Here is a 21,643-nt window from a genome sequence, read left to right on the forward strand (position 1 = left end):
GAGGCCGTCGCCGCCCCCGCGAGCGGCCGCCACGGCAAGCCCGGCAAGAGCAAGGGCGCGCGCGGACTGCGCTTCACGCCCGTCGCGCCGAACACCGCCGACACCGTCACCGTGCCCACCGGCTACGGCCAGAACGTCGTCATCCGCTGGGGCGAGCCCATCCTGCGCGGCGCGCCGGCCTTCGACGCCGACCGGCAGAGCGCGAAGGCGCAGGCCGGCCAGTTCGGCTACAACAACGACTTCCTGAGCCTGCTCCCGCTGCGCGGCGAGCACCACCGTCAGGTCCTCGTCGCCAACCACGAGTACACGGACGAGATCCTGATGTTCAAGGGGTACGACCCCGAGAACCCGACCCGCGAGCAGGTCGAGATCGCCTGGGCGGCCCACGGCCTGTCCGTCGTCGTGGTCGAGGGCGAGCGGCGCAGCGGCAAGCTGCGCGCCGTCTCCCGGCACCACCTCAACCGGCGCCTCACCGCGACCTCCCGGTTCCGCCTCACCGGCCCCGCCGCGGGCAGCGACCTCGTCCGCACGAAGGCCGACCCGCGCGGCACCACCGTCCTCGGCACGCTCAACAACTGCTCCGGCGGCACGACCCCTTGGGGCACGACGCTGCACGGCGAGGAGAACTTCAACCAGTACTTCGCCAACGCCGAGAAGGTGACGGACCCGAAGGCCGCCGCGCGGCTGAAGCGGTACGGCGTCGTCGGCGCCGCCTCCGAGCGCAAGTGGGAGCGGTTCGACGACCGCTTCGATCTGGCCAAGGAGCCGAACGAGGCCAACCGGTTCGGCTGGGTCGTGGAACTGGACCCGTACGACCCGGAGTCCACCCCGCGCAAGCGCACCGCGCTCGGCCGCTTCAAGCACGAGGCCGCGCAGCCCCGCCTGACCCACGACGGCCGTCCGGTCGTCTACATGGGCGACGACGAGAAGTTCGACTACTTCTACAAGTTCGTCGGCAGCAAGCGCATGGCCAAGGGCGGCTCGCGCGCCGCGCACGAGCACAACCTCACCCTCCTCGACGAGGGCACCCTGTACGTGGCCAGGCTCACCGGCGACTCCCCGGCCGAGGAGATCGACGGCAAGGGCACGCTGCCCGCCGACGGCGAGTTCGACGGCAGCGGCACCTGGATCCCGCTCGCCACCGCCGGTCCCGGCGGCCACGCCGTCAGCCACGTCGACGGCATGACCGCCGAGGAGGTCTACGTCTTCACGCGCCTGGCCGGGGACAAGGTCGGCGCCACGAAGATGGACCGCCCCGAGGACATCGAGCCGTCGCCGCACACCGGCAAGGTGTACGTCGCGCTCACCAACAACTCCGACCGCGGCAAGGCGGGCAAGGCCGGCGCCGACGAGGCCAACCCGCGCAACCTCAACAAGCACGGGCAGGTCCTGGAGCTGACCGAGCGCCGCAACCGGGCCGAGGCGACCACCTTCGCCTGGTCGCTCTTCCTGGTCGCCGGTGACCCGGACGACCCCTCGACGTACTTCGCGGGCTTCCCCAAGGACCGGGTCTCCCCGATCTCCTGCCCGGACAACGTCGCCTTCGACCCGCACGGCAACCTGTGGCTGTCCACCGACGGCAACCAACTCGGCTCGCACGACGGCCTGTTCGGGGTCGCCACGCGCGGTGAGCGGCGCGGTGAGCTCAAGCAGTTCCTGACCATGCCGACCGGCGCCGAGACCTGCGGCCCGCTCGTCCAGGACCGGCGCGTGCTCGTCGCCGTGCAGCACCCGGGCGAGGTCGACGGCGCCTCCGTCGAGAAGCCGGCGAGCGTCTGGCCCGACGGACCCGGCACGATCGTCCGCCCGTCGGTCGTCTCGGTGTGGCGCGAGGACGGCTGCGACATCGGCGTCTGACCGTACGTACGCAGATGGGGCACCCCGCGGTCGCGGGGTGCCCCATCGTCCTGCTCCTGCCTGATCAGGCTCCGTTGTTCTGCTTGCGGCGGTACATCGCGAAGCCGAGGCCGGCCGCGCCGATCGCCGCCATGCCGCTGCCCGCCGCGATCAGCGGGGCGTCGTCCGAGGAGCCCGGGTCGACGCCGTCGGCGCCGGCCTTGACGCCGCCCTTCGGGACGACCCGGTTCGAGTCCTTGCGGACGTCGTGCTTGGGCTGCGTGGTGTGGCCGTTGTTCTTGCCCTCGACCCAGGACTTGATGGTGCCGTCCGGGTTCAGGGTGACGTGCAGACCGTTGTTCTGGCCGTGCGCGGCCTTGCCGTTGGCGTCCAGGGTGTCCAGCTTGACGCCGTTCGCGATGATGTCGGCCTGGTAGTGGTTGGGGCCGAGCTTGTAGATCTTCGCGGTGGAGCCGTCGGCCAGCTTCGCGTCACGGACGAAGACCCGCTTGTCGACCGGCTTCGGCGGGGTGGGCTTGGCCTTCATGGTGACGGTGCCGTCGGGCGACAGCGTGAAGGTGTTGCCGTCGATCGTCGTGGTGGAGGACTTCTCGTACGCGGTGAGCGAGCCCTTCGCCGCGCCGTTCTGCGAGATCGCCGCCTTGGCGGTGCGGGCGGACGCGTTGACGTCGACCTTCGCGGACCAGCCGTTGCCGAGGCTGGTGGTGCCCTTCGACTCCCAGCTGCCGGGCTTCGGGGTGTCCTTGTCGGTCTGCTTGTCCTGGTCCTTGGACTTGTCCTGACCGGTCTGGTCCTTGCCGGTCTGGTCCTTGCCGGTCTGGTCCTTGCCCGTCTGGTCCTGACCGGTCTGGTCCTGACCCGTCTGGTCGGCGGTGCCCGTCTGGTCGGTGGTGCCGGTCTGGTCACCCGCGGCGACCTGGCCCTGCGGGGCCGACGGCCCGTCCGCGGCGAAGGCGGCCGTGGTGGGGACGGCGAGAGCGGCGATGGCCCCGGTGGCGATGGCGGCGGTACGGAAGGTACGGCGGGTGGCGCGCATGGCGGTGACTTCCCTCGTTGCTGAATGGTCGAGCTGTCCGTCTTTGTGCCCCTTTGCGGTGGCGACAGACATGAAGTTACGGGCGCCATGTGTGCGTCATCCGTAGGGAATGTAACAAGTGGCCGCAGACCGTCACGCGGAACCGTAAAGCGGGCAAAAGTGCAGGTCAGGGGCTGTTTTGCCGAAGGTCACCGAGTGGCGGGGACCAAGGTCCCGCCGGTCGTTCCGCGCGGGTCGCCGGCCCGCAGGAGCCACTCCGTATAGGCGTGCGCCTGGCCCGCCGCCTCCCAGTAGGAGGCCTCCAGCTCGCCGTACACCGCGTCGATCTCGTCCTCCGTGCGCGCCGCCACGATGAGGCGCACGCCGAGGGGGTCGCCGTAGAGGGGGCGTACCGCCATGTCGGGCCGGGCGAGCGAGGTCGGCTGGCAGAGGGTGACGACCTCGCCGGTGGCGACGAGGGACGCCGCCGTGAGGTAGTCGCCGTGCAGGACACGGGGGTTGAGCCCGGCCGCGGTCAGGACGCGGCGCAGACCGTCCCACTCGCCGTCGACCGTCGGGTCCACCATCCACCGGTCCTCCGCGAGGTCCGAGAGGCGTACGACGGGACGGTCCGCCGCGGGATGGTCGGCGGCGAGGGAGACGAACTGGGGCTCGCGGTCGACCAGCACCCGTCTTCGGAGCGACTCGGGCAGCCGCAGCGGGCAGCCCTCCACCTCGTGCACGAACGCCACGTCGAGCTGGCCCGCCGCCACCATGCGCAGCAGCGCGTTGGCGGAGACGTCCATCTGGAGCGAGGTCTCGGTGCCGGGCAGGCGTACGCGCAGCCGGCGCAGCCAGCCCGGTATGGCCCGGCTGGCCGTGGAGCCGATGCGCAGGTGCGGGCCCTCGGCGGCGCGGGCGGCGGCCGCCTTGGTCTCGGTGACCAGCGCCCGCATCTCCGTGACGAGGGGACGGGCGCGGCTCAGGACCACCCGGCCGAGCTGCGTCGGGCGGCACCCGGTGCGCTCGCGGGCGAAGAGCTGGCCGCCGAGCGCGTTCTCGATGCGTCGCAGCTGGGTCGTCAACGAGGGCTGGCTCATGCCGAGTTGCCGGGCGGCCTTGTGCAGGCTGCCGGTGTCGGCGATGGCGCACAGCGCGCGGAGGTGCCTGACCTCGAGCTCCATGGTCGATGAGCGTAGAGGCGCCACGGCCACCGCACCAGACGCCCAAACCCCACGAGAACCAGCCGTTCTGGGCAGGCCGGGACCGGGTGATAGGTCCGTGCTATCGCCGATTGCCATCATCCCCACGCGCCTCATGCTCCCCGACACTCACAGGCACCGAGCCGTTCACCTTTCATCGACCGCCCCCACGTGGTCGTCGAACGAGTAGGGAGCCCCCCACACATGAACAAGCGTTACCTCTCCGTCGCCGCCGTCCTCGGCCTCTCCGTCGCCGGCCTCGGCGTGACCTCGGCCTCCGCGTCGACCGCGACGCCCAGCTCCGCGGCCACCTCGGCCACGGCCTCGTACGCCCAGTACCAGGGTTCGGCCCAGGAGGCCAAGAACAACAAGGCGTTCTTCGAGGCCGTCGTGAAGGCGGTCGCCGAGAAGCGCGCGGCGAACCCGGGCGCGAAGTCCGTGACCGTCACCTACGACGCGTCCGGCGCGCCGACCTTCGCCCAGCAGATAGCCAGCTCCACCTCGATCTGGAACTCCGCGGTCTCCAACGTGAAGCTCCAGGAGGGCAGCTCCGGCGCCAGCTTCGAGTACCGCGAGGGCGACGACCCGCGCGGCTCGTACGCGAGCACGGACGGGCACGGCAACGGCTACGTCTTCCTGGACTACGCCCAGAACCAGGAGTACGACTCGACCCGCGTCACCACGCACGAGACCGGGCACGTGCTGGGTCTGCCCGACACGTACGACGGGCCGTGCAGCCAGCTGATGTCGGGCGGTGGCCCCGGCCCGTCCTGCACGAACTCGCAGCCGGACGCGCAGGAGCGCGCGAAGGTGGACCAGCTGTGGGCCAACGGGCTCGCGAAGGCGCTGCACAAGGTGAACGCCGACCGCTAGCGCGTCGCTGTAGCGGAGATCGACGGTCGTCGGGGAACCGCGGGTCGGCTGTGGCCGGCCGCGCGGTTCCCCGCACCCTTTGGGGCACCCCTGTTCCCGCGTCCCTTCGGGCCCCTTTCGGGGCTATCTCCTCGTGGGTGACGTGATCGCCCGCGCCGCCGCCACCTCCTGCCTGAGCGGTTCCAGGACGCTGTCCTGCGGGCCCGGCGTGAAGTTCGCGTCGACGTGCTCCAGGGTGTCCGACGCGCGCAGGCCCCGCGCCAGGCCCTGGAGTTCGCGGGCCACTTCGGCCACCTCGTCGGGCTTGGGCGGCTCCGCCCCGTGGCGGATACGGACCCTCGCCGCCGTCGTCGCGTCGAGAATGCGCTCCACGGCGACGACCAGCGGCCACCACGCCGCCGCGCGCGTGCCGGTCGGCGGCGGTTCGGTCAGGGCCCGCTGGAACTCCGAGCGGATGACGGACAGGTCGCGGTAGAGGCCCCGCCGCATGCGGGCGCGGGCGGACGGCTCGTCCACCGGGCCGAACGCGCACTCCACATACCCGGCCGTGTCCGCGACCGCGTCCGCGAGCCGGTCCCCGATCCGCGTGCCCCAGCTCTCGGGCCAGAGCAGATACCCCGCGACGAGCGCGATCCCGCAGCCGATCAGGCTGTCGAGGAGCCGTGGCAGGACCAGGCCGAGGCCCTGGTGGTTGAGGATGTCGGAGAGCAGCAGGATCACCGGGGTGATCGCCGCCGTCTGGTAGCCGTAGCCGCGGGTGGTCAGGGCCGGGATGAGCGGCGCGAGCAGCATCATCACGGGGACGTCCCACCAGCCGTGCGGCACCTCGGCGAGGACCGCGGCGGCCAGGACGAGCCCGGCGGCGGTGCCGAGCGCGCGCAGGACGGCGCGGGAGAAGACCGAGCCGAAGTCGGGCTTGAGGACGAAGGTGACGGTCAGCGCCACCCAGTACGACCTGGGCACGTCGATGAGGGAGACGAGGGCCTGGGCGATGCCGATGCACAGGGCCAGGCGCAGGCCGTAGCGCCAGGAGGCGCCGGACAGGATGACGTTGCGCCCGGCGCGGCGGGCGCGCACGCGCAGGGCGGCGGGGCGGCCGAGGCGGTCGTCGACGTCGACGAAGGCGAGCGGGTCGGGGTTCTCCAGCGTCTCGACGGCGTGCCGGACGGCCTGGTCGAGGGCGCGTTCGGCGCTGCCGCGCGGTTCGGGGATGCCGAGGCGGGAGTCGGGGAGGGTGGTGTGGCCCTGCTGGACGGCGTCGGCGATGCGGCGGACGGCGTCCGGTACGGCGGAGGGCAGCACGCAGCCGGAGTGGCGGACGGCCTGGTCGGCGGCGGGGGCGGCCTCGACGACCGGGGTGACCGCGTTCAACTGGGCGATGAGGCGGACCAGTTCGGGGTTGCGGCCGTGGTCGCGGGCGCGGCGGGCGAGGACGAGGTCGTAGCTCTGGTTGAGCGAGACGGTCACGGCCGCGCGCGCGTCGCCGTACGCGTCCGTGCCCGCCGCGTCGAGGAGCGCGGCCACGGAGCGGTAGGCGCCGGCGACGGCGGCGCGTTCGGGGACGCCGGAGCGCAGCGGCCAGGCGAGCAGCGCGAGGGCGAGGACGAGGAGGCCGCCGCTGGTCATCAGGACGGGGGCGAGCCACCACTGCCCCGGCATCGGGAGTCCGGCGCCGACCACGCAGTTGAGGAGCAGCAGGAGGCCCGATACGGAGGCGACGGCTCCGATCGTCGACATCATCCCGGAGACCAGCGCCACGAGGGTGACCGCGCCGACCGCGACCCAGCCGTGCCCGAAGACGAGCGAGCCGAGGGTGACGCCGAGGGCGCCGAAGAGCTGCGGGACGGCGATGTTGAGGATGCGCATGCGGTACGCGTCGGCGGTGTCGCCGATGACGCCGGAGAGGGCGCCCATCGAGGCGAGCGCGCCGTACGCGGGCTGTCCGGCGAGGATGCCGACGGCCAGCGGCAGCGCCATCGCGACGGAGGCGCGGGCGACGGCGGCCCAGGGGATGGGGGCGGACTGCGGCTTGAGGGACCTGACCAGCCAGTCGGGCGGGGCGAGCGGGCTCAGGGAGACCGGACGGGCGGGACGGGACTCTCGGGGCATGCGCCCATTATCGGCGCTTTACGTGTCTTGCCCTGGCCGGAGGATCAACGCTCCGTTTCCTTTTTGTGCAGGGTGAGCGTGACGACGAGGGTCCGGTGGTCGGTGTCGCCGATGTCCAGGAAGCGGGCGTCGCGGGCGGAGAAGTCGGGCGTGGCGAGGACGTGGTCGATCTGCGCGCCGAGCGGTGAGGGCGCGGCGGCGGGCCAGCTCGGGGCGCGCGGGGATCCGGCGAGCCGGGCGGCGTCGCGTACGCCCTCGTCCAGGATGGCGCGGAAGGCCGCGTGGTCCTGGGTGGCGTTGAAGTCCCCGGCGACGATCGTGGACTTTCCCTTGCCGGCGGCGACGTAGTCCTGGAGCTTGCCCAGCTCCTTGCGCCACAGCCGCACGTCGCGGGGCACGGGCGGCATGGGGTGCGCGAGCTGGATCCGTACGGGGTGGCCCTTCACGTCGGCGACGGCGGCGGGCATGCCGAGGGTGGCGTCGATGCGGGGCGCGCTCTTCAGGGGGAGGCCGGACAGGATGACGGAACCCTCGGCGCCGTACGCGTCGACGGACGCGCGGTAGGGGTAGTCGGCGTGGGGCAGTTCCTTGCGCAGGAGGGCCGAGCAGACGTGGTCGCACTCCTCCACGAACAGCAGGTCGGGCTTCTCCGCGCGGACCGCCTCGATCAACCCCTCGGTGCCGCGGCCGAATTCGACGTTGGACGTCATCACGCGCAGATCGGCGACGGCGGGCCCGTCGGGCTGGTCCGTGCGGCCATAGGGCTCCATGTACCAGGCGACGAGGCCCAGCACGGCGAGGCTCCACACCATGCCGACGCGCCAGCGGCCGAGCACGGCCATCAGCAGGGCGGCGACGGCGGGGGCGAGGAGCCAGGGCAGGAAGGCGAGGATCTGGGGGACGGGGGTGAAGCCGTCCGCGTCCGCGACGCGGAAGCCGAGGACGGTGCTGACCGCGGCGAGGACGAGCCCCGCGCCCCATGCGGCGGCGCGGCTGCCGCGCCGCCGTCCGCCCCCGTCGAGGTCGTCCTCCGCGGCGCGGGCGGCCGTCGTGCTGTCCAAGGCGTCGGCCTCTCGTCGTCCGGGGCGTACTCGTCGAATCCTCCCTCAGACCTCAAGGACGGGGTGGGGCGGTGGGTGGTTGCGCGGTTCCCCGCGCCCCTGGGTCACCCGTGCCGCCGCCGCCCGGTCAGCCAGGTCCCGAGCGCCGCCACCAGTGCGACCGCCCCCACGGTCCACCCCGTCGTCCTCAAGGTCCCGGTCAACGCGTCGTACACCGCCCCCGCCGCGTCCCGGGAGATGTCCTCGGGCAGGTCGTCGAGTGCGAGGGAGCGGCCCACGGCGACCGCGACCAGGAGGACGGCGGCGCCCAGCGCGGCGCCGAGGGCCGTGCCGAGGGCGGCGCCCCGGCGGCGCGGGGCGAGCCAGAGGCCGGCGGCGGCGAGCAGGACGGCCGCCACGGGGAGCCAGATCCCGGCGGTCTGGAGGGCGTGGAAGGCCTGGCGGAGGTTGCCGAGGTCGTTGGACCGCATGATCGTGACCTCGGTGTGCTTCACGGGGATCCGGGAGGCGAACGGCACGCCGTCGTCGACGAGTTGCTGCTTGATCTGCTGGGTGATGGGGGCGAGGTCGATGGTGACCTCGCTGTTGGTGTCGTCGTTGAGGGCGGACTGCACGGCGTCGTGGGCCGCGCGGTTGGCCGCGTCCCAGGCGGTCCGGAAGGCGGCGGTCTCGGTGAAGGACTCCACCGCGTCCCGCACGAACGACTCGACCGTGCCCTGCAGCGGCCCGACGTCGATCTCCTTCATCACGGAGTCGGTGACGGCGTCGGCCACGGCCCCCCGCACCGCGCCGTCGCCCGCCAGCGGCGCCATCGTGGCGACGTAGTTGTCCCGGTCCCCGATCTCGTACTTCGCCCAGGTGGAGAGCGCGCCGAGGGGCACGAGAAGACAGGCGAGGACGAGCAGGACGACGGAGAGAACCCCACGAAGGCTGCGGACGCTACGGGCACTGTTGGACACGCCTCCAAGGCAAGGCCCCGGTCACAGCGGGCGCGACCGGGGGGACTGCATATGGGGCACGGCGGGTGCCGGGAGAGGGACGATGCCGCTACTTGCGGTTGTACAGGCGCATCGTTACCGGGCCGAATACCGCTACCAGGGCCAGGGACCAGCCGAAGGTCCACATCAGGGGGGTGGTGGCCGAGGTGCCTTCCATCAGGGAGCGGACCGTCGAAGCGACGTGGGTGACCGGGTTGTTGTTGACGAAGGCCTGGAGCCAGCCCGGCATCGTCTCCGGCTTCACGAAGATGTCGCTCAGGAACGTCAGGGGGAACAGGACCATCATGCTGACGCCCATCACCGACTTCTCCGTGCGCAGCAGCAGGCCGAACATCGTCCAGACCCAGGAGAACGCGAAGGCGAAGACCAGCAGGACCAGGATGCCGGCGATGACGCCGACGACGCCGCCGTGCGGGCGGAAGCCCATGACGAGGCCGACGGTCAGCATGACGACGGAGGCGATGGCGTAGCGCAGGGCGTCGCCCAGGAGGTAGCCGACCATCGTCGAGGGGCGCCAGATCGGCAGCGTACGGAAGCGGTCGAAGACGCCCTTCTCGATGTCCGTGTTGACCGAGACGCCCGTGTACATCGTGATCATGACGACCGACATCACCAGGATGCCGGGGAGCAGGTACTGGATGTACTCCCGGGGAGAACCGGCGAGTGCGCCTCCGAAGAGGTACGTGTACATCAGCACCATCATGATCGGGAACGCCGTGACGTCGAACAGCTGCTCCGGCACGTGCTTGATCTTGAGGACGGCGCGCCAGCCGAAGGTGAGGCAGGCCGACAGCGCGGTCGGCCGCGGCGGGCGCTCGGTGGCGATGAGGAGTTCGGCGAGGGACTCGGTCCTGACGGGCGCGAGGTCCTGGTTCTCGGTGGTGGTCGCGGTGCTCATGCCGTGGCCTCTTCCTTCAGGTCGGGCGACGTGCCCGGAGCGGAGTGGGCACCGGCGTCCGAGCCGGTGAGGGCGAGGAAGACCTCGTCGAGGCTGGGCTGGCCCAGCGCGAAGTTGTCGACGGTGATGCCCGCGCGGGCCAGCTCGGCGAGCGCGCGCGAGGCCGCCTCGGCCGCGCCCACGCCGTTCCGCTCGCCGTGCGCGGCGACGCGGGCCGTCAGCGCGACCGGGTCCGGCTCCAGCTGCACCTGCGCGTCGAGCACCGCGCCGAGCAGCCGGGCGGCCTCCTCGCGCCGCGCGGACTCCCGCAGCCGTACGTGCACCGAGCCGGCGCCGACCGACGCCTTCAGCTCGCCCTTGGTGCCCTCGGCGATGACCCGCCCCTTGTCGATGACGGCGATGCGGGCCGCCAACTGGTCGGCCTCGTCGAGGTACTGCGTGGTGAGCAGGACCGTCGTGCCGTGCCCGACGACCGCGCGCACGATGTCCCAGACCTGGTTGCGGCTGCGCGGGTCGAGCCCCGTCGTCGGCTCGTCCAGGAAGAGCAGGTCGGGCGTGTTCAGGATGGACGCGGCGATGTCGATGCGGCGCCGCATGCCGCCGGAGTAGTTCTTCACCTGCCGCCCGGCCGCCTCGGTCAGCCCGAACGCCTCCAGCAGCTGCGTGGCCCGGCCGCGCGCCGCCTTCTTGGCGTGCCCGGTGAGGCGGGCCAGCAGGATCAGGTTCTCCATGCCGGTCAGGTCCTCGTCGACCGACGCGTACTGCCCGGTCAGGCTGACGCGGCCGCGGACCGCGTCCGCCTCGCGCACCACGTCGTGCCCGAAGACGTGCGCCTCGCCGCCGTCGGGGCGCAGCAGCGTCGCGAGCATCTTGACCGCCGTGGTCTTGCCCGCGCCGTTCGGCCCGAGGACGCCGTAGACCGTGCCGGCCGGGACGGCGAGGTCGATGCCGTCGACCGCGCGGTTGTCGCCGAAGGTCTTCACCAGACCCGCGGTCTCGATGGCCAGGTTGCTCATGTCCGTCCGCCCTCTCCGAAGGAGTCGCGCCATGAAGGATCGAAGCGATCCGAGGAACCGAAGTGATCCGAGGAACCGAAGCGATCCGAGGAACCGAAGCGATTCCGTCATGAGGGCAGACCGGGTCCGCCCCGGAAACTCATCGCTGATTCCAGGCCGGGTTCGGCTCCGGTGGAACGCTGGGCCGAACGGGTGTTTCCTGGACGAGGGGGCGAGGAGGCCGACCATGCGCATCGCCCCGATCCTGGCAGCAGCGGGTGCCGCGACCCTGCTGACCTTGGGAAACACCGTCGCGGCGACCGCCGCGACCCCCACACACGACAGCGGCGGAGTCATCTGGGGAACCGTCGTCTCGGGCCCCGATCTGCACGTCAGGGACCAGCCGAACACCTCGGCGTCGATCGTCGCCGAACTTCCGTACGGCAGCCAGGACCGCGTCGAATGCGCCACCTGGGGCAGCACCGTGAACGGCAATCCGTCCTGGTACTGGCTCGTCGGCGTCCGCGGCTGGGTGAGCGCGGCCTACGTCGACACCGGCGGCCGGCACGTGCCGAGCTGCTCCGGCACCAGCGACCCCTGCCCGCAGTGGCGCGACGGGGACTGCCACCACGACCCGTGCACGCGGAACCACTAGGACATCAGGAAGGAACCGTCATGGCACACGCCTCACCTGCCGCGACCGGCTCGCGGGCCCTGTCCGCGCACTGGGCGGGCCCCGTCCTCCTCGGCATCGTCTACGGCGTCTGGGCCGCCGGAATCCGCCGCGACGCCGGCCCCGTCACCACCGGCAACGTCCTCTTCGGCGTCGTCACCGGCGCGATCGTCGCCGCCGTCTTCTTCGCCCTGCACCGCGGGGCGCACGCGCTTCCCCGCGAACTGCGCGCCCTGTCCTGGACGGCGTTCGCGGGGATCGCGTTCGGGTTCCTCCACAGCCTGACCGGCGCCACCGTGCTGCGGTCGGTGGGCATGTCCCTCGTGGTGGCCGCCGGTGTCTTCGTGGCGACCTTCTACCGGTACTACACGACGGAGTGAGCCCCGGCGGAAGGGCGCAACGCCCGCCACGCCACCCCTGAACCCGCCAGCACCAGCAGCGAGTTGACCAGCACGGCCGCGCTCACCCCCGACAGGACCGCGTCCGGCGACGCCCCGGACGCGGTCCCCGTCCGTGCCGCGACGACCGCGCTCATCACCGGGATGCCGAGCGTGATGCCGACCTGCTGGGTCATCGTGGCGAGCCCCGTGGCCAGGCCCTGCTCGGAGTCCGGCAGGCCCGACGTGGCGGTGACCATGAAGCCCACGATGAGCAGCATGTTGCCGACGCCGCCGACGAACGTGGCCGCGAGCAGCAGCCAGATCCAGCCGCCCGACGGCCCCAGCGCCACCAGCGACAGCGTGGCGACGGCCTGCACGAGCCCGCCCCCGAGGATCGTGGCGCGGCTGCCGAACCGGCTCACCGCCCGCCCGCCGAGCGTGCCGCCCACCACCGTGCCGGCCCCGAGGACACCGAAGGCGAGACCGGTGGCGAGCGCCGAGTGGCCCAGCACCTCCTGGAGGTACAGCGTCAGCAGGAAGACCAGGGACGTCTCCGTGGCGAAGGCGATCAGGCCCGCCGTGTTGCCCCAGACCACCGTGCGGCGCCGCATGATGCGGACGGGCACGAGCGGCGCCGCCGAGCGCTGCTCCACGTACCAGAAGGCGACGAGCAGCCCGAGTCCCGCGAGGAGCCCGGTGACCGTGACGGGGTCGGCCCAGCCGCTCTCGCCCGCCCGCGTGAGGCCGTGGACGAGGGCGAGGAGCCCGCCGGTGACGGTGATCGCGCCCGGCACGTCCAGGCGGTGCCTGCACACCAGGCGCGAGTCGGTGAGCAGCTTCGGCGCGAGGGCGACGACGGCCGCCGCGACGGGCACGTTGACGAGGAACGCCCAGCGCCAGGAGAGCAGTTCGGTCAGGAGCCCGCCGAGCACGGCGCCGGTGGTGAAGCCCGCCGACATCAGCGCGCCGTTGAGGCCGAGCGCCCGGTCCCGCAGCGGCCCCTCGCGGAACGCCGTGGTGAGCAGGGCGAGGCCCGCCGGGGTGACCGCCGCCGTCGCCAGGCCCTGCAGCACGCGGGCGGTGAGCAGGACGTCGGGACTGGTGGCGAACCCGCCGAGCGCCGAGGAGAGGCCGAGGAGCGCCATGCCGCCGATGAACAGGCGCTTGCGGCCGAAGAGATCGGCGATCCGGCCGAACAGGAGCGTGAACCCGGCCGCGGCGAGCGCGAAGGAGGTGGCGATCCACTGGAGGTGGGCGAGCGGGAAGCCGAGGCCCTCGCCGACGACGGGCAGCGCGACGTTCAGGATGGAGAAGTCCACGGCGATCATGAACTGGGAGCCGAGGAGCAGGGTCAGGACGAGCTTCTGGCGGGGGGACATGCGCACGGCGGCGCCGGTGCCGGCCCGGCCGGTGTCGACGGCGGTCATCGCAGCGTCTCCAGGTCCACCGCGCGGGCCATGGCCCGGTAGCCGGCGTCGTTCGGGTGCAGGTGGTCGCCGCTGTCGTACGCGGGCGCGATCCGCTCGGGGTCCTTCGGGTCGGCGAGGGCCCTGTCGAAGTCCACGTATCCGTCGTACGCGCCAGAGGTGCGCACCCAACGGTTGAACTTGTTGCTCACGGCGGCGGCCCGCTCGCCGTAGTGGTCGGAGCCGCCGAACGGCAGCAGCGTGGCGCCGACGACCTTCAGTCCCCTGGCGTGCGCGGCGCGGATGAACTTCCGGTGGCCGTTGATGAGTTCGTCGGCGGAGACGACCGGCGCGGGCTTGTAGGTGGGCTTGTCGGTCTCGCTGAAGCCGATGTCGTTGACCCCTTCGAGGACGACGACCGTGCCGACGCCGGGCAGGTCGAGGGCGTCGCGGGCGAAGCGGCCGGTGCCCTTGTCGCCGTACCAGGCCGAGTCGTTGAGGACCGTGTTGCCGCCGATGCCGGCGTTGAGGACGGGCCGCGGCTCGCCCGCATCGGCGAGGCGCTCGGCGAGCGCGTCGGAGTACCGGCGGTTGCGGTCGGTCGAGGACGCGAAGCCGTCGGTGAGGGAGTCGCCGAACAGGACCACGCCGTCGCGCCGCTTGCCGGGGCCGCCGCTGACGTCGACGCCCGAGAGGTAGTACCAGGACTCCGTCGACTCGCCGAAGGCCCCGGCGCCGGTGTCGTGGGTGTGGTCGCCCTGGGCTCGGTAGCTGGTCGCGAACGACTGGGCGTGGAAGGTGGCGGGTCCGGTCGTCCCGGCTAGGTGCAGGGTGACGGTGACGGACTCGAAGGCGGCCAGGTCCAGCTCGGCCGCGTCGCTGGAGAGCTGACCGCGCGCCGGGACGGTCGCCGACCGCTTCCCGTCGAAGGTGAGCCGTCTGACGGATCCCTTCTCGACCGACGCTCCCTTCGCCGTGCGCGCGACGGTGGCGGAGGCGATCCTCAGCGGGGAGGCGCCGTACGCGTTGGAGAGCCGGATCCGGGCGCGCTCGCCGCCCTCGGTGACGCGGACGACCTGGCGCAGGGTCTGTCCGTCGAAGCCGGACTCCGACCAGTTGGCCCTGAAGCCGGTGCTGGGGCGCTGCGGCGAGGCGGCCCACGCGGCGTTCCAGGCGGCCCCGGCCGCCCGGTCCGCGCCGTCGTGGCTCCCGGAGGGGGCGGCCTGGGCACCGGTCACGGCGAGTCCCGCGGTCAGGGCGAGCGCGGCGGCGGTGGCGGTGGCGACCAGGGTCTTGCGGGCACGCGAAATCATCGGGATCTCCGGTGGGTTGAGAGGAAGGAGCCGGGTCCGGCGGCCGCCGCCCCGACTCCTCAAAGATCCGCCGACCGCGCCGGGCCATCAATGGCCGGATGTGCAACGATCGCCGCGGTCACGCTTATCGATGCAGTTCACAGGGGGTATGGGGTGGAACGCCAGGAGCTGGAGACCTTCCTGACGCTGGCCGAGGAGCTGCACTTCGGCCGTACGGCCGAGCGTCTGGTGCTCTCGCAGGCCCGGGTCAGCCAGACGGTCAAGAAGCTGGAGCGCAAGATCGGCGCCCCGCTCTTCGAGCGCACCAGCCGGGTGGTGCGGATGTCGCCGCTGGGCCGTCAGCTGTACGAGGACCTGGCGCCGCTGCACCGGCAGATGGACGCGGCCGTGGCGCGGGCCAAGGACGCCGCGCGGGGCGTCGACGGCGAGCTGCACGTCGGCTTCCTCGGCTCGGGCGCGGGCACGCTGACCGGCCCGGTCCTGGCGGCGTTCCGCGCGCGCTGCCCCGGCGTCGAGGTGCGGATGCGGGAGACGCAGTTCCACGATCCGCTGGGCGCGCTGCGCGGCGGCGAGGTCGACCTGCTCTTCACGTGCCTGCCGGTCCAGGAGCCGGACCTCGCCGTCGGCCCGGTCGTGATCAACGAGCCGCGCGTGCTCGCGGTGCCGCTCGGCCATCCGCTCGCCGGGCGCACCTCGGTCTCCCTGGAGGAACTGGCGGGCGAGACGTTCTTCGGCGTCGTGAACGGCGCGCCCGGCTACTGGTGGGACTTCCACGTGCCGCCCCGCACGCCGTCCGGCCGCGAGATCCGGCGGGGGCAGGCGGTGGCGTCCTTCCAGGAGCTGATGACGCTGGTCGCGACGGGCCAGGGGATCTCGCCGGTGGTGGCGTCCGTGGAGAAGTACTACGCGCGGCCCGGCGTCGTCTTCGTCCCGCTGCGGGACGTGCCGTCGGCGGACGTGGCACTCATCCACCGGACGGGCGGCCTGAGCGCCCGCGCGGAGGCGTTCGTCCGGGCGGTGCGGGACACCGTCGCCGCGAACGGCGGCCCGGCGCCGTACTGACGGCCAGGAGCCCTGCCGGCTCCCCGCCGCCGCCCCGGACCGGTCACCGCAGCACCGCCGCCAGCAGATCCGTCCCCAGCGCCGTCAGGTCCGGCACGTTCAGCGTGTGCCGGACATAGCGTCCCTCGCGCCGCGCCGTCAGCAGGCCCGCGCGGCGCAGGACGGCGAGGTGGCGGGAGACCTCGGGGAGCGAGAGGCCCCAGGTGTGGGCCAGTTCGCCGGTGGTGTGCGGGCCGCGCGCCAGCGTCCGCAGCAGCCGCAGCCGCAGGGGATGGGCGAGCGCTTCGAGCCGCAGGGTGACCGTCTCCATCGGCACCGGCTCCGCGGGCCCCGGCTCGGCCACCGGGTACTGCACCACCGGCTGCCACCCGGGCGCGTGGACCACCACCAGGTGCGGGCTGTTGAAGACGCTGGGGATGAAGGTGACCCCGGCGCCCTGCGCGGCGGTCGACTTGTCCTGGAGCTTGTCGACGACGATGTGGCCGCCGTCCGGCGCGAGCGTGACCGCGCCGGACACCGACGCGAGCGCCGCCGCGAGGCCCTGGCGCCTGACCAGGTCGTTCTTCAGGCGCAGATCGGTGGCGATGCGGACGACGACGTCCGCCCAGGCCGCGTCGAAGAAGGCGGCGGCGCACTGTTCGAGGGTGTGGCGCACCCGGGCCCGTACGGCGGCCGGGTCCGCGAGGAGCCGCTCCGCGAAGGCCTCCTGGCGCGGGCCGCGCGCCTGCGCCAGGTCCAGCGCCCGCTCGCGCGCGTCCGCGTCGGCCAGCGGCGACCCGGTGGCGGACCCGGTCCGCCCGCCGCCGCACGTGGCGACGAGCGCCGCCGTCGCGTACGCCTCGTCGTCGATGCGGTCCACGTCGTCCAGCTCCTCGGCGAGCGTGGCCCGGGGCCGGGCCGGGAGCAGGAAGTCGGCCTGCGAGGAACGCCAGAGGAACTCCGCCTCCCGCAGCCGCTCGGCCGGTTCGGGCGGCAGCCCGGCCCAGACGTCGGCGGCCCACTCGGCGCGCTGCGGATGGTGGCCCGGCTCGGCGAGCACGTGCAGCATCGCCGTCAGCTCGGCCAGCGGGGACGCGGCGAACCGCAGCCGCTCGGGCGGCAGGCCGCTGATGTCGATCCTCAACGTCATCCCTCCAGCATCGTCGACCGCCCGCCGGGCGCCACCGTCGCTTGACGGTCTGCGTCAAGTGACGTGCCCGGCCAGGCCTTCGCCCGCACGGTGTGACGCCATGACCACCACGACGCCCGCCGGAAAGAACACCAGGACCGGGAAGCGCACCGGGAGCACGAAGAACACCGGGAGCACGAAGAACACCAGGATCTGGTCCCGCGCCCTCGTCCGGGCCTCCGGTGGCCCCCGCTACGCCGTCGCCCTGGCCGTGGACGCGCTCGGCACCGGCCTGCTGCGGCCCTTCCTGCTGCTCTACGGAGTGACGGTCCTGGAGCTGTCCGCCCCGGCCACCGGCATCGCCATGACCGCGGGCATCGTCGCGGGCCTGGCGTGCATGCCCGCCGTGGGCCGCTGGCTGGACCAGGGCGCGCGCAGCACGGTCGTCGCGGCGTCGATGCTGGTCCGCGTGGTGGGCGTGGCGCTGCTGCTCGCCGCTCCGGCGGGGCACGTCTGGCTGTTCGGGGCGGCCGCGCTGTTCCTCGGCGTCGGCAACCAGGCCTGGCCCGCGGCCCACGCGGCGCTGGTCGCCACGGTCGCCCACGGCCGCGAGCGCGACGCGGCGCTCGCGGCGGGCCGCGCCCTGCGCAACGCCGCCCTCGGAGTGGGCGCGCTCATCGCGATGGCGTGCCTGGCGGGCGGCCCGGCCGCGCTGCGGGCGCTCGCCGCCGTGACCGGGCTCGCGTATCTCGCGGCGGCGGCTCTGGCCTGGTCGGTCCGGCTGTACGCGCCCTCGGCCGACGCGGCGGCCGAGGCGAGGGACGCCGGGCCCGCGCCCCGCATGCGCGCGTTGCTCGCCGCCAACGTGATCTACGTCTTCTGCCTCAACGTCCCCGAGATCGCGCTGCCGTTGATCCTCGTCACGCAGCTGGACGCGTCGCCCGTGTGGTCGGCGGCCATATTCGTCACCAACACGGTCCTGGTCGTCACCCTCCAGGTCCCGGTCACCGTCCTGCTGTCCCGCTTCCCCCGGCGGCTCGTGCTCGCGCTGGCCGGTGTGGTGCTCGCGGTGTCGTACGTCGGGTTCCTCGCGGCGACCTCGCTGGGCGGCGAGCGGGGCGCGGCGGCCGTCGCGGTGGTGTCCGTCGTCTGCACGCTCGGCGAGATCGTCTACGCGGGCAGCGCGGTGGCCCTGGTGACGGTGCTGGCGCCGACGCGGCTGCTGGGCCGGGCGCTGGCGCGGTTCGAGCTCTCCACGGGCCTCGGCCTCGCGGTGTCCCCGGCGGTGATCACGGGGCTCGCGCCCCACGGGCCCGGGGCGCTCTGGGGCGGTCTGGCCGCCGCGACGCTCGTCTCCGCCTCGGCCGTCGCCGCCGAGAAGGACCGGGGGACCGTGCCGGTGCCCTGACCTACGGGGTGCCGTGCCCGCTCTCCTCGATCTGCATCTCCGGGCGTCCCGTCACCAGTAGCCAGGCCGGCAGCGCCGCCACGCACAGGAGGGGGAACAGGTCCATGTCCATCACCACGACGCCCGCCGTGAACAGGCTGAGCCAGCCCTGCCTGGTCGTGGCCAGGAGGATGCCGAGGACCGCGCACGTGATGGCCAGCGCGGGCGGTACGCCGTCGACCAGGGCGTGCGCGAGCAGCCCCAGGGCCACGCCCACGAACACCGCCGGGAAGATCCGGCCGCCCCGGAACCCGCACGACCCCGCCACGACCAGCGCCGCCAGCTTCACCAGGGCGAGCAGCAGCAGGTTCCCGGCGCCGTGCGCGCCCGCCTCGCCGGTGAGCTCCTTCATCTCCTCCAGTCCCTTGAAGAGCGTCAGGTGCCCGCCCAGCGCCCCCAGCGCGCCGAGCACCAGGCCGCCCACGGTCAGCATGAGCACGGGATGGCCCAGGCTCCGGAAGGCCGTGTGGCAGAGCGGGAAGGCGTACACGGCCGCGAGCCCGACGGCCGCCGCCCCCGTGCTGATGACGACGGCCGACAGCAGGTCGCCCCAGTGCGGCCCGGTGTAGTCCGCCACGTCGATCCGGAACGTCGGGTGCGCGATCAGCACGGTCGTCAGCGCGCCCGCGCCCGCCGCCACCAGCGGCCCGAACAGCCGGTCCCACAGTGGCCGGGGATCGTCCCCCATGGACAGTTCGGAGAGGATGAGCGCCGCCGCGACGGGCGTGCCGAAGAGCGCGCCCACCGTCCCGGCCGCCGCCAGCCCCACCCACGCGGCGGCGGGCGTGCGGGGCATCGCCTTCATGCCGAGCGCGTACGCCAGCGCGATGTTGATGGCCGTGATCGGGTTCTCCGGGCCGAGGCTCACGCCGCCCGCGAGACCGATGACCACGGCGAGCGCGATGCCGGGCAGCAGCCGCAGCGGCAGCGGCGGATCGACGAGCCCCGTGGTCGCGGGGTCGGGCCCGGCGTGCCCCGGCACCTTCCACACCACGAGCCCCACGGCGAGCCCCACCACGGTGAGCATGCCGAGGATCCACCCGGCCGAGGTCCCGGAGACCCCGAACACGTCCGGCAGCCGCTCCCACAGCACGTCCTGGAGCCGCTCGGACACCCAGCTGAGCGCGAGCAGCAGCAGGCTCGACCCGGCCCCGACGAGCAGGGCCGGGACGATCAGCGGGGCCAGCGCGCGGGCCTGCGGGGTCAGGCCCGCCGCCCGTATGCCGGCCGTCAGGACGGAGCGCCGTCGGAGCGGTCGTTGCACAGCGCCCAGATCACGAAGACGCCGATCGCGATGGAGATGAGCGCCCAGACCGGCGTGTACGGCAGCCACAGGAACTGCGCCACGATCGCGATCGCCGCCAGCGCGACCCCGGCCGCCCTGCCCCACTCGGCGCCCTTGAGGATCCCGTAGCCGGTGATCGCCACGAGGATGCCGAGGACCAGGTGGATCCAGCCCCACGTCGTGAGGTTGAACTTGTAGACGTAGTCCCCGATGCGCTCGTAGACGTCGTCCTTCGCGATGCCCGCGATGCCTTCGAGGATCCCGAGAACGCCGTTCACCAGCATCAGGACCCCGGCGAACATGGTCCCGCCGGCGGCCCAGGCGCTGCCGCCGCTCCCTGTGCCGCGTTCCGGTTTGTTGGGTGCGGTCGCGCTGCTCATGGCCGTTCCTCACGTCTCTGGACCAGGAACTCACAGCGTGTGACGCCCCGGAGGGCCGGGCGAGCGGGGCTGGGCCGAATGGGTGGCCCCCGGCGGCTTGGCGTCGCACTCGAACCACGCCGTCTTGCCGGGGCGGTCCCGTCTCGGCACGAAGCCCCAGCGGTCCGCGACCGCCGCGACGATCAGCAACCCGCGCCCGGATTCGGCCAGTTCCCCGGCCTCCCCCGGCGCGGGCAGCTCCGGGCACCCGTCGGACACCTCCGCGCGGAGCCCGTGCGGGCGGCGCAGGAGCAGCACCGTGCAGCGCCGGTCCGGCACGTGCCGGACGACGTTGGCGACCAGCTCGGTCAGCGCCGTCTCGGCGGCGTCCGCGAGCTCGGCCATGCCCCAACTGCCCAGATGCGTACGGAGGATGAACCTCAGGTGCCGGGCCGAGTGGGCTCCGACGGTCAGGGTCATCCGGTACGTCCCCCGAACGGGCAGGGGCGGATGGGGAGTTACGTGATTCATGTCACCAGCGTGGAGTTACCTGGTTACGCTGGGCTACAGAGTCAGAGCAACGCCGTGACGCGTTTGAGCCTGGGGGTGACCGTCCCATGGTCCGCATCAACGAACTCGACCCCAGCGCGTCCCCGCTGGACTACTACGGCTCCGAGCTGCGGCGCCTGAGGGAGGCGGCGGGCCTCAAGCAGGCGCAATTGGGCTCGTGCATCTTCTGTACGGGGTCGCTGGTGGGCCAGATCGAGACGGCGAAGAAGGTCCCCACGCGTGACTTCTCGGAACGGGTGGACGCGGCGCTGGGGACGGACGGGGTGTTCTCGCGGCTGGTGGGGCTGGTGTTGCGGAGCCAGTTGCCGCCGTGGTTCCAGCAGTATGCGGAGCTGGAAGCGCGGGCGACGTACATCTCCACGTTCCAGACCCAGTTGGTCTACGGACTCCTCCAGACCGAGGACTACGCCCGCGCGGTGCTCACGGCAGGGTGGTCCCAGAAGCTCGACGAGGCCGTCGCTGCGCGAATGGAGCGGCAGCGCATCTTGAGCCGTGAGAGTCCGCCGTTGGTCTGGGTGGTGCTGGACGAAGGCGTACTTTACCGACCGTTCGGCAGTCGTGCGGTCATGCGGAGCCAACTCCAGCACCTGTTGGACTTCCAGGGGCGACGGGAAGTCCGGATTCAGGTGCTCCCCTTCGATGCGGGTCAACACCCGGCAACAGTAGGGTCGTTCAATGTCCTGAGGTTCGACGGCGACCCAGACATCACCTACGCCGAGAGCTACGGTTCGGCCCACGTATTCGCCAATCCAGAGACCGTCAGGGACTGCACCCACCGTTACGATCATTTGCAGGCCGCGGCCCTCTCCGTGGAGGCGTCGGCGGTGCTGATCGCCCGCGTAATGGAGGAGCGGTATGGGGACCAACCAGAGGCTGACGGGCGCCCGATGGCGCAAGTCGTCCTATAGCGGCGGCACCGGCGGCGACTGCATCGAGTGCGCCCCCCTCAACGGCACGCAGTGGCGTAAGTCGTCCTACAGCTCGGATACCGGCGGCGACTGCATCGAGACCGCCCAAGCCCAGTGCAACGCC

At 72.8% G+C, this 21,643-nt stretch carries 21 protein-coding genes; 8 read left to right on the forward strand and 13 right to left on the reverse strand.

The window, feature by feature from the left end; translation table 11 throughout:
• A partial coding sequence (locus AOK22_RS24270; RefSeq protein ID WP_055700830.1) for a PhoX family protein occupies positions 1 to 1,857 on the forward strand: 1,857 nt, incomplete at its 5' end.
• A 64-nt stretch (positions 1,858 to 1,921) separates the two neighbouring features.
• Here AOK22_RS24270 and AOK22_RS24275 read toward each other — a convergent pair.
• Complete coding sequence (locus AOK22_RS24275; protein WP_055700831.1) at positions 1,922 to 2,893, reverse strand: hypothetical protein; 972 nt, start codon at positions 2,891 to 2,893, stop codon at positions 1,922 to 1,924.
• Between the two features lie 188 nt (positions 2,894 to 3,081).
• Positions 3,082 to 4,056: a LysR family transcriptional regulator gene (locus AOK22_RS24280; RefSeq protein WP_055700832.1), complete on the reverse strand. Its 975-nt coding sequence runs from the start codon at positions 4,054 to 4,056 to the stop codon at positions 3,082 to 3,084.
• A gap of 222 nt (positions 4,057 to 4,278) precedes the next feature.
• Here AOK22_RS24280 and snpA point away from each other — a divergent pair, with 222 nt between their 5' ends.
• Entirely contained in the window at positions 4,279 to 4,947 is a 669-nt protein-coding gene (gene snpA, locus AOK22_RS24285) for a snapalysin (RefSeq protein WP_055700833.1), read from the forward strand.
• Positions 4,948 to 5,070: 123 nt separating this feature from the next.
• Here snpA and AOK22_RS24290 read toward each other — a convergent pair whose 3' ends face one another.
• The 5 genes from AOK22_RS24290 to AOK22_RS24310 form a co-directional block, all read right to left on the reverse strand.
• On the reverse strand, positions 5,071 to 7,056 hold the full coding sequence (locus tag AOK22_RS24290; RefSeq protein ID WP_055700834.1) for an FUSC family protein: 1,986 nt from the start codon (positions 7,054 to 7,056) through the stop codon (positions 5,071 to 5,073).
• Positions 7,057 to 7,100: 44 nt separating this feature from the next.
• The gene (locus tag AOK22_RS24295; protein ID WP_055700835.1) at positions 7,101 to 8,117 is read right to left on the reverse strand and encodes an endonuclease/exonuclease/phosphatase family protein; all 1,017 of its coding nucleotides are present in this window, start codon (positions 8,115 to 8,117) and stop codon (positions 7,101 to 7,103) included.
• 104 nt (positions 8,118 to 8,221) lie between these two features.
• The gene (locus tag AOK22_RS24300) at positions 8,222 to 9,076 is read right to left on the reverse strand and encodes a hypothetical protein (protein ID WP_055700836.1); all 855 of its coding nucleotides are present in this window, start codon (positions 9,074 to 9,076) and stop codon (positions 8,222 to 8,224) included.
• 88 nt (positions 9,077 to 9,164) lie between these two features.
• On the reverse strand, positions 9,165 to 10,013 hold the full coding sequence (locus tag AOK22_RS24305; RefSeq protein ID WP_055700837.1) for an ABC transporter permease: 849 nt from the start codon (positions 10,011 to 10,013) through the stop codon (positions 9,165 to 9,167).
• Positions 10,010 to 11,029: an ATP-binding cassette domain-containing protein gene (locus AOK22_RS24310; RefSeq protein WP_055700838.1), complete on the reverse strand. Its 1,020-nt coding sequence runs from the start codon at positions 11,027 to 11,029 to the stop codon at positions 10,010 to 10,012. The genes AOK22_RS24305 and AOK22_RS24310 overlap by 4 nt, the downstream gene beginning before the upstream one ends.
• Positions 11,030 to 11,255: 226 nt before the next feature.
• On the opposite strand from AOK22_RS24310, the gene AOK22_RS24315 reads away from it, so the two are divergent.
• Both AOK22_RS24315 and AOK22_RS24320 read left to right on the forward strand, forming a co-directional pair.
• On the forward strand, positions 11,256 to 11,663 hold the full coding sequence (locus AOK22_RS24315) for an SH3 domain-containing protein (protein ID WP_055700839.1): 408 nt from the start codon (positions 11,256 to 11,258) through the stop codon (positions 11,661 to 11,663).
• A gap of 20 nt (positions 11,664 to 11,683) precedes the next feature.
• The gene (locus tag AOK22_RS24320) at positions 11,684 to 12,061 is read left to right on the forward strand and encodes a hypothetical protein (protein WP_055700840.1); all 378 of its coding nucleotides are present in this window, start codon (positions 11,684 to 11,686) and stop codon (positions 12,059 to 12,061) included.
• Here the strand turns inward: AOK22_RS24320 and AOK22_RS24325 are convergent.
• Positions 12,046 to 13,488 carry an MFS transporter gene (locus AOK22_RS24325; RefSeq protein WP_055700841.1) on the reverse strand — a complete coding sequence of 481 codons (1,443 nt, stop codon included), beginning with the start codon at positions 13,486 to 13,488 and terminating at the stop codon, positions 12,046 to 12,048. The two genes, AOK22_RS24320 and AOK22_RS24325, sit on opposite strands and share 16 nt — an antisense overlap.
• Positions 13,485 to 14,780 carry an SGNH/GDSL hydrolase family protein gene (locus AOK22_RS24330; protein ID WP_055700842.1) on the reverse strand — a complete coding sequence of 432 codons (1,296 nt, stop codon included), beginning with the start codon at positions 14,778 to 14,780 and terminating at the stop codon, positions 13,485 to 13,487. Before AOK22_RS24330 ends, AOK22_RS24325 begins: the two co-directional genes overlap by 4 nt.
• A gap of 153 nt (positions 14,781 to 14,933) precedes the next feature.
• On the opposite strand from AOK22_RS24330, the gene AOK22_RS24335 reads away from it, so the two are divergent.
• On the forward strand, positions 14,934 to 15,842 hold the full coding sequence (locus tag AOK22_RS24335) for a LysR family transcriptional regulator (protein WP_208606434.1): 909 nt from the start codon (positions 14,934 to 14,936) through the stop codon (positions 15,840 to 15,842).
• Between the two features lie 43 nt (positions 15,843 to 15,885).
• On the opposite strand, the gene AOK22_RS24340 is transcribed toward AOK22_RS24335, so the two are convergent.
• Complete coding sequence (locus AOK22_RS24340) at positions 15,886 to 16,971, reverse strand: helix-turn-helix domain-containing protein (RefSeq protein ID WP_055700843.1); 1,086 nt, start codon at positions 16,969 to 16,971, stop codon at positions 15,886 to 15,888.
• A gap of 100 nt (positions 16,972 to 17,071) precedes the next feature.
• On the opposite strand from AOK22_RS24340, the gene AOK22_RS24345 reads away from it, so the two are divergent.
• Positions 17,072 to 18,358: an MFS transporter gene (locus AOK22_RS24345; protein WP_055700844.1), complete on the forward strand. Its 1,287-nt coding sequence runs from the start codon at positions 17,072 to 17,074 to the stop codon at positions 18,356 to 18,358.
• Position 18,359: 1 nt separating this feature from the next.
• Here the strand turns inward: AOK22_RS24345 and AOK22_RS24350 are convergent, their stop codons facing one another.
• The 3 genes from AOK22_RS24350 to AOK22_RS24360 are packed head-to-tail and all read right to left on the reverse strand — an operon-like array spanning position 18,360 to position 20,521.
• The gene (locus tag AOK22_RS24350) at positions 18,360 to 19,631 is read right to left on the reverse strand and encodes an ion channel protein (protein WP_208606436.1); all 1,272 of its coding nucleotides are present in this window, start codon (positions 19,629 to 19,631) and stop codon (positions 18,360 to 18,362) included.
• A complete protein-coding gene (locus AOK22_RS24355) occupies positions 19,628 to 20,062 on the reverse strand; it encodes a DUF7144 family membrane protein (protein WP_055700845.1) in 435 nt (144 codons plus the stop codon). The genes AOK22_RS24350 and AOK22_RS24355 overlap by 4 nt, the downstream gene beginning before the upstream one ends.
• Before the next feature lie 30 nt (positions 20,063 to 20,092).
• Positions 20,093 to 20,521: an ATP-binding protein gene (locus tag AOK22_RS24360; protein WP_055700846.1), complete on the reverse strand. Its 429-nt coding sequence runs from the start codon at positions 20,519 to 20,521 to the stop codon at positions 20,093 to 20,095.
• Positions 20,522 to 20,658: 137 nt separating this feature from the next.
• Here AOK22_RS24360 and AOK22_RS24365 point away from each other — a divergent pair, with 137 nt between their 5' ends.
• A complete protein-coding gene (locus tag AOK22_RS24365) occupies positions 20,659 to 21,519 on the forward strand; it encodes a helix-turn-helix domain-containing protein (protein ID WP_055700847.1) in 861 nt (286 codons plus the stop codon).
• On the forward strand, positions 21,467 to 21,643 hold a 177-nt coding region (locus AOK22_RS39990; RefSeq protein ID WP_157872278.1), incomplete at its 3' end, for a DUF397 domain-containing protein. The genes AOK22_RS24365 and AOK22_RS39990, both read left to right, overlap by 53 nt.

The sequence above is a fragment of the Streptomyces silaceus genome, from assembly GCF_001419745.1.
Classification (GTDB): domain Bacteria; phylum Actinomycetota; class Actinomycetes; order Streptomycetales; family Streptomycetaceae; genus Streptomyces; species Streptomyces silaceus.

What these genes read in the sequence shown, in the direction of transcription:
- AOK22_RS24330 (WP_055700842.1), bottom strand. Translation starts at nt 14,780, where the DNA reads ATGATTTCGCGTGCCCGCAAGACCCTGGTCGCCACCGCCACCGCCGCC.
- AOK22_RS24345 (WP_055700844.1), top strand. Translation starts at nt 17,072, where the DNA reads ATGACCACCACGACGCCCGCCGGAAAGAACACCAGGACCGGGAAGCGC.
- AOK22_RS24360 (WP_055700846.1), bottom strand. Translation starts at nt 20,521, where the DNA reads ATGACCCTGACCGTCGGAGCCCACTCGGCCCGGCACCTGAGGTTCATC.
- AOK22_RS24290 (WP_055700834.1), bottom strand. Translation starts at nt 7,056, where the DNA reads ATGCCCCGAGAGTCCCGTCCCGCCCGTCCGGTCTCCCTGAGCCCGCTC.
- AOK22_RS24320 (WP_055700840.1), top strand. Translation starts at nt 11,684, where the DNA reads ATGGCACACGCCTCACCTGCCGCGACCGGCTCGCGGGCCCTGTCCGCG.
- AOK22_RS24275 (WP_055700831.1), bottom strand. Translation starts at nt 2,893, where the DNA reads ATGCGCGCCACCCGCCGTACCTTCCGTACCGCCGCCATCGCCACCGGG.
- AOK22_RS24280 (WP_055700832.1), bottom strand. Translation starts at nt 4,056, where the DNA reads ATGGAGCTCGAGGTCAGGCACCTCCGCGCGCTGTGCGCCATCGCCGAC.
- AOK22_RS24355 (WP_055700845.1), bottom strand. Translation starts at nt 20,062, where the DNA reads ATGAGCAGCGCGACCGCACCCAACAAACCGGAACGCGGCACAGGGAGC.
- AOK22_RS24310 (WP_055700838.1), bottom strand. Translation starts at nt 11,029, where the DNA reads ATGAGCAACCTGGCCATCGAGACCGCGGGTCTGGTGAAGACCTTCGGC.
- AOK22_RS24365 (WP_055700847.1), top strand. Translation starts at nt 20,659, where the DNA reads ATGGTCCGCATCAACGAACTCGACCCCAGCGCGTCCCCGCTGGACTAC.
- AOK22_RS24340 (WP_055700843.1), bottom strand. Translation starts at nt 16,971, where the DNA reads ATGACGTTGAGGATCGACATCAGCGGCCTGCCGCCCGAGCGGCTGCGG.
- AOK22_RS24315 (WP_055700839.1), top strand. Translation starts at nt 11,256, where the DNA reads ATGCGCATCGCCCCGATCCTGGCAGCAGCGGGTGCCGCGACCCTGCTG.
- AOK22_RS24325 (WP_055700841.1), bottom strand. Translation starts at nt 13,488, where the DNA reads ATGACCGCCGTCGACACCGGCCGGGCCGGCACCGGCGCCGCCGTGCGC.
- AOK22_RS24305 (WP_055700837.1), bottom strand. Translation starts at nt 10,013, where the DNA reads ATGAGCACCGCGACCACCACCGAGAACCAGGACCTCGCGCCCGTCAGG.
- snpA (WP_055700833.1), top strand. Translation starts at nt 4,279, where the DNA reads ATGAACAAGCGTTACCTCTCCGTCGCCGCCGTCCTCGGCCTCTCCGTC.